Raw genomic sequence first — 5,776 nt, 5'->3', positions numbered from 1 at the left:
CCGGGTCGGGGTCGACGACGAGGGCGACGCCGACGAGTCCGAGGGCCATCCCGACGGCCCCGCGGGCCGAGAGCCGTTCGTCGGCCAGCAACAGCGCCGCGAAGACGGGCGTCAGGATGGGGTTGAGGCCGAAGACGATGGCGCCGACGGCGCTGGTCGCGTGCTGTTGGCCGGCGAACAGCAGGGCGTTGGCGAGGCCGATGGCGAGGCCGCCCGTGGCGAGGATGCCGAGCAAGTCCCCGCGGGTTCGCGGGCGGATGGCCGCCCAGTCGTACCGCCAGGCGACGACGGCAGCGAGGGCGACGGCGGCGATGTCGAACCGGAGGGCGACGAACAGGAACGGCGGGATGTACGCTAGTCCGGCCTTTGCGGCGACGAACGTCCCGCCGAAGAGGACGCTCGTGACGGCGGCGAGACCGAGGACGCGACGGGAGACCACTCAGGCGGTCACCCCCGAACTGTCGGTATAGAGCGTCGTCTGTTGCATACTGTACAGAATGGGTTGGATAGGGTTAGGTCCGCTCAGAAAGCGTTTCACGGTGCCGTAGGCCCACAAGGCGTGTCCACACCGGCGGTCCTGCAACAGTTGCACGGCGTGCAACCGACTGCGACAGCGAAGGGGCTATGGGACGAGGCCTCCGATGTCCGGTATGGAATCGGCGCTGGAGGAGATAGAGTTCCTCGCGCTGTCGCCCAACCGCGTCCGCGTGCTGTCGCTGCTGGCCGAGGGCCGCCGGACGCGCCCGGAACTGGAGTCGGCAGTCGGTGCCTCACAGGCGACGCTGAGTCGCATCCTCGGCGACTTCGAGGACCGGTCGTGGGTCCGCAAGGACGGGAGCGAGTACGTCGCGACTGCGACGGGTCGCCTCGTCGCGGACGGCTTCACCGACCTGCTCGACATCCTCGAAGCGGAGAGCGAACTCCGCGGACTGGTCCGATATCTCCCGACGCACGCGATGGACTTCGACCTGCGGCATCTGGCGGACGCGACGATAACGACGCCGACGCAGACGCGGCCGAACGCGCCGGTCAAGCGGTTGCTCGACCTCGTTGAGGACGCCGAGACGGTCCGGTCGTTCTCCCACGCGTTCAACGAACAGAACCTGAGCGTGGTAAAGCGGCGGGTGAGCGCCGGCGAGTTGACCTTCTCCGGCGTCTTCTCGAAGGGGGCCATCGAAGCGCTGGCGGAGGACCCCGACCTCCGGGAACCGCTCGTCTCGTTGCTGTCGGGCGAAGGCGCGACGATCAGAGTCCGCGAGGAGGGTATCCCGCTGGCGGTGACTATCGCCGACGGGACCGTCCATCTGCTGTTGCGCGACGAGAACGGCATCCTGCAGGCGGCCGTCGACACCGACGCCGAGGCCGTTCGGTCGTGGGCCGTCGACACCTTCGACCACTACTGGCGGACGGCGACGGTGCTGGACGCCGATGACCTGCAGTGATCACTCGCCGTCGAGGTCGGCGTCACAGAGCGAACACGTCCCGTCGTCGCGCACCTCGAACCCGCAGTTCGGGCACACCGTTCGGGCGGTGTTCATACCCGTGTCGTGACGCCCGCCTCGTATAGTCCCTCTGTACCGTTCAGACTCCTCACAGTTCTTTCAGAGTCTGTAAACCACGGGGTAACGCGGCGACGACTACGTGGGCGTCGTGACCGGTTCGGCGACGGCCTCCAGTTCCGACATCGTGATCCGGGTGTCCGACTTCGGACTCGTCTCGAACGCGCACTCGTACTCGTGCCAGTCGCCGATGCGAGCCGTCTCGTCGAGAATCTCCGATTCACTGAACCCGACTTCCTCGGACGTGACCCGTAGTTTTCCCCCACTATGGGCCTTCTCTCGCGGTTCCAGTTCGATAGCGTCGGCGTGCCACGGACCGTATCTCGCCGTCACTTCCAGCACCGTCCCTGCCGGGAACTGTCCGATACCGTCGGTGAGTCGGTAGGCATCCTGTGACATACACGTGAATATATTTACTCGACAGTGAAAAACTTTTTCTCCACTCTCGGCGGGCGGGAAACCCACAGCTATTTGACTGGTCTCCGAGTTCCAACGACTGTATGTCCGTGCTCTCCACGCAGGACGAAGGCAAGGTACTGATGGACAACGAGGGCGAGCAGATCGGTGTCGTCACGGAGGTCGACGTCGAGGAGAACGTGGCGTACGTCGAACCCGACCCCGGGATCGGCGAAGCGGTGATTCAGGGGCTGGGCTTCGGTGACGCGACGAGGACGACATCGAGGTGCCCGGCGATAGCGTCGCCACGATAACCGATACGGAACTGCGCGTGCCGGCCGACCTCTAGGCGTCGATAGCGTCGACGAGTGTCCCGAGTCGGTCGTCCTCGTCGGCGACGGTGAGGACGTTTTCGAGGCCGCTGTTCAGGTTGTAAGCCGGTCGGCCCTTCCCGACCGGTGACGTGTCGTCCATCTCCGGGACCGAGACCAGCCCCTCGGCTTCGAGTCGGTTGAGCGCGCTGTCGACTTCCGCCTCGGTCAGCGTCCCCACGTCGTCGGTCATCTCCGCGAGCGCTTTGCTTCGGCGGATAATGTGGTTCGCTTTCGCCGGTGTCTCCTCGTCCGCCGAGAGGTCCGCGACCCCGAGAAGGACGACGCGCTGTGGCAGTGTCAGGCTATCGAACTGATCCATATTGTTACGGGCGGCGCCACGGTACTAAGTGTCACCGGAACCTATCGACACAGCTACCGGTGGAGGATCAGCGCGTTCTCGCCGTCGTCGTAGTAGTTCGGGACTGTCCGCTGGTGGGTGAAGCCGAACTCCCGGTAGAGGGAGATCGCGGCGTCGTTCGAGGCCCGAACCTCCAGTTTGATCGGTGACGCACCGACGGATTCGAGGACGCCGACGGCCCGTTCGAGGAGGCGGCGACCGATTCCCGAGCGCCGACGGGACTCGTGGACGGCGAGGTCCTTGACGTGACCCAGCGGTTGGCCGTGGTTCGGGACGGTGTCGGCGACGACGTAGCCGACGACGCCCGCCGAGGCGACGTGGTCGGTCCCCGGCGGGTCGGTCCCGTCGACGGCGACCAGAAAGCCCGGTTCACCCAGAAACTGCTCGAAGGCGCTGTACGGCCACGGCTGGGGGAACGCGGACTGCTCTATCTGGTAGACGGCGAGTAAGTCCGCCCGCACCGCTGTTCGGACAGTCGGGCCCGCCGTCCGGTCCGTGGCCGGCGTCGTCACACCGTCGCGTTCGTAGCCGACCCACATATGGGTAGCGGCCCGCCAGAAGGCTCATATCGCTACGCGGTGTAGTGTTCGATGCACCCACCACGGGTGCCACCCAACCCCCCACCCCTCTACCCGTTTTTCGCCTTTCGTCCCGTGATCGATCCCGTAGCAGGCGCGCCGCTGTCGCTCGACAGTCGTGTACACGTACCGAAAGAATACCGGGTCGGTGACCGATCAGTCGTCGGCCGGAGCGGCGCCGCCCTCGTCCTCGTACTGGGCCTTCGTGTGGGGGAGTTTCCCGCCGGCGGCGAGGATGTCACGTTCGCGCTCAGAAGCGTCGAGCAGGCCGGTGGCCTCCCACTCGCCGTTGACGCGGATCGTGAACTCCTCCTGTCCGGAGGTGACCGCCTCGGAGACGTCGTCGACGATCTCGATGTCGTCGCCCTGGTCGATATTCTCGTAGGTCTCCTCGTCGATCTCGAGGGGGAGCAGGCCGAAGTTGAAGAGGTTCGCCTTGTGGATGCGGGCGAAGCTCTGGGCCAGCACGCCGTCGACACCGAGGAACATCGGGCACAGCGCCGCGTGCTCACGCGAGGAGCCCTGCCCGTAGTTCTCGCCGGCGACGAGGAAGCCGCCGTCGCTGTCGAGCGCTCGCTGGGCGAAGTCCTCGTCGACGCGCGAGAGGGTGAACTCCGAGAGCTTCGGGATGTTCGACCGGTACATCAGGATGTCCTGGGTGGCCGGGATGATGTGGTCGGTCGTGATGTTGTCGCCCATCTTCAGGAGGTTCGGGCCTTCGAGGGTCGCCTCCAGGGGGTCTTTCAGCGGCACGTCGCCGATGTTCGGCCCCTTGACGAGGCCGTCGTCGACGGCCTCGTCGGGCGCGATGAGGTCGGCCTTCGAGCCGTCGTACTTGTCGGGCATCTCGAAGCCGGGCGCTTCGAGGTCGCCGAGTTCGTCGGCCAGATCCCGCGGGTCGACGATCTCGCCTTTGAGCGCGGCGGCGGCCGCGACCTCCGGCGAGCAGAGGTAGACGTTGTCGTCCTCGATACCCGACCGGCCCTCGAAGTTGCGGTTGAACGTCCGGAGGCTGACCGAATCGGAGGCCGGCACGTGGCCGATACCGATACAGGCGCCACAGGTCGATTCGGAGAAGTTGACGCCGGCGGCCATCAGTTCGGCGGCCCAGCCGTCGCGGGCGAGCATCTCGCTGGCCTGCTTGGAACCGGGCGCGACGATCATCTCGGTCTTCTTGTTGATCTCGCGGCCTTCGAGCATCTTCGCGGCCGGGAGGATGTCCTCGTAGCCGCCGTTGGTACAGGAACCGATCATGACCTGCTCGACGTCCTGGCCCGCGGCCTCGCTGACCGGGACGACCTTGTCCGGCATCGAGGGCTCGGCGATGAGCGGTTCGATCTCCGAGAGGTCGACTGTGATCTGGTCGTGGTACTCGGCGTCCTCGTCGGGACCGACCTCGACGAAGTCCTCGCCGCGACCGAGGCGTTCGAGGTAGTCCTTGGTATTCTCGTCGGTCGGGAAGATCGACGAGGTCGCGCCGAGTTCCGTCCCCATGTTGGTGATCGTCGTCCGCTCGGGGACGCTGAGGGTCTCGACGCCCGGACCGGTGTACTCGAATATCTTGCCGACCCCGCCTTTCACGCTGAGGCGGCGCAGCATCTCGAGGATGACGTCCTTGGCGGTCGCCCACTCGGGGAGTTCCCCTTCGAGTCGGACGTTGACGACCTCGGGCATGTCGATGTAGTAGGCACCGCCGCCCATCGCGACCGAGACGTCGAGGCCACCGGAGCCGATGGCGAGTTCACCCAGTCCGCCCGGCGTCGGCGTGTGGGAGTCGCTGCCGAGCATCGTCTTGCCCGGCTGGGCGAAGTTCTCCTTGTGGACGTTGTGACAGATACCGTTCCCGGGCCGGGAGAAGTGCGCGCCGAAGGTACCCGCCGCAGAGCGAAGGAAGCGGTGGTCGTCCGTGTTCTTGAAGTCGAACTGGTAGGTCTGGTGGTCACAGTACTGGGCGGCCAGTTCCGTCTGGACCTCCTCGAGACCGAGCGCCTCGAACTGCAGCCACACGAGCGTCCCTGTCGTGTCCTGTGTCAGTACCTGATCGATCTCGATTCCGATCTCCTCGCCGGGTTCGAGTTCGCCCTCGACGAGGTGTTCCGAAAGGATCTTCTCTGTGAGTGTCTGTCCCATAACGGCATCTAGTCGACCGCGCACGGACATAAATCCCGCGTGTTTCCACGATATCTACGTCTCCGCCCTCCTGCGGTTTCGTGAACCCCGGCGAGATCCGCCCGGATCAGTAACGATTTTTGCTAACGGTCGTGTCCTCCTCGTATGTTCAAAAGCGGCCGCTTCGTCGCCGATCACCTCGAAGACCCGGCACCCGACCAAGTCCAACCGAACGGCGTCGACCTCACTCTCGACGCCGTGTTCGAGCAGACGAGCCCGGGTCGCATCGGTACCGACGGCAAGACGGTCGGCGACCGCGCTCCCGTCGACGACGCGAACGGCGTCTACCACCTCGACCCCGGCGGCTACATCGTCCGCTACGCCGACCGCATCGTCATCCCC

Annotated in this window: 7 protein-coding genes and 1 pseudogene; 3 read left to right on the top strand and 5 right to left on the bottom strand. The window is 65.7% G+C overall.

All coding sequences use genetic code 11. The features are described 5' to 3' along the window. The coding region (locus GJ629_RS13880) for a DMT family transporter (protein ID WP_370515917.1) at positions 1 to 439 on the bottom strand (439 nt) is incomplete at its 3' end. 211 nt (positions 440 to 650) lie between these two features. Between GJ629_RS13880 and GJ629_RS13875 the strand changes: the two genes are divergently transcribed. Further along, complete coding sequence (locus tag GJ629_RS13875; RefSeq protein ID WP_157513577.1) at positions 651 to 1,442, top strand: winged helix-turn-helix domain-containing protein; 792 nt, start codon at positions 651 to 653, stop codon at positions 1,440 to 1,442. Positions 1,443 to 1,637: 195 nt separating this feature from the next. Here GJ629_RS13875 and GJ629_RS13870 read toward each other — a convergent pair whose 3' ends face one another. Continuing rightward, the gene (locus GJ629_RS13870) at positions 1,638 to 1,958 is read right to left on the bottom strand and encodes a hypothetical protein (RefSeq protein ID WP_157513576.1); all 321 of its coding nucleotides are present in this window, start codon (positions 1,956 to 1,958) and stop codon (positions 1,638 to 1,640) included. Between the two features lie 101 nt (positions 1,959 to 2,059). Here GJ629_RS13870 and GJ629_RS13865 point away from each other — a divergent pair. Continuing rightward, positions 2,060 to 2,304: pseudogene (locus GJ629_RS13865) on the top strand (hypothetical protein). On the opposite strand, the gene GJ629_RS13860 reads toward GJ629_RS13865, so the two are convergent. The 3 genes from GJ629_RS13860 to GJ629_RS13850 form a co-directional block, all read right to left on the bottom strand. Then, entirely contained in the window at positions 2,301 to 2,648 is a 348-nt protein-coding gene (locus tag GJ629_RS13860) for a hypothetical protein (RefSeq protein ID WP_197428622.1), read from the bottom strand. The pseudogene GJ629_RS13865 and the gene GJ629_RS13860 sit on opposite strands and share 4 nt — an antisense overlap. Positions 2,649 to 2,701: 53 nt before the next feature. Beyond that, complete coding sequence (locus GJ629_RS13855) at positions 2,702 to 3,226, bottom strand: GNAT family N-acetyltransferase (protein ID WP_157513575.1); 525 nt, start codon at positions 3,224 to 3,226, stop codon at positions 2,702 to 2,704. Between the two features lie 195 nt (positions 3,227 to 3,421). Next, entirely contained in the window at positions 3,422 to 5,395 is a 1,974-nt protein-coding gene (locus GJ629_RS13850; protein WP_157513574.1) for an aconitate hydratase, read from the bottom strand. Positions 5,396 to 5,539: 144 nt separating this feature from the next. Between GJ629_RS13850 and GJ629_RS13845 the strand changes: the two genes are divergently transcribed. Next, positions 5,540 to 5,776 (top strand): dCTP deaminase domain-containing protein (locus GJ629_RS13845; RefSeq protein WP_394350938.1); only part of this gene is annotated, 237 nt, incomplete at its 3' end.

Source organism: Halapricum sp. CBA1109 (genome assembly GCF_009741825.1).
In the GTDB taxonomy this organism is placed as follows: domain Archaea; phylum Halobacteriota; class Halobacteria; order Halobacteriales; family Haloarculaceae; genus Halapricum.
This window is presented reverse-complemented; position numbering and strand designations above follow the sequence as displayed.

Excerpts from the sequence above, each read along its gene's own strand:
- GJ629_RS13875 (WP_157513577.1), top strand. The coding sequence starts at position 651 with ATGGAATCGGCGCTGGAGGAGATAGAGTTCCTCGCGCTGTCGCCCAAC.
- GJ629_RS13855 (WP_157513575.1), bottom strand. The coding sequence starts at position 3,226 with ATGTGGGTCGGCTACGAACGCGACGGTGTGACGACGCCGGCCACGGAC.
- GJ629_RS13870 (WP_157513576.1), bottom strand. The coding sequence starts at position 1,958 with ATGTCACAGGATGCCTACCGACTCACCGACGGTATCGGACAGTTCCCG.
- GJ629_RS13860 (WP_197428622.1), bottom strand. The coding sequence starts at position 2,648 with ATGGATCAGTTCGATAGCCTGACACTGCCACAGCGCGTCGTCCTTCTC.
- GJ629_RS13850 (WP_157513574.1), bottom strand. The coding sequence starts at position 5,395 with ATGGGACAGACACTCACAGAGAAGATCCTTTCGGAACACCTCGTCGAG.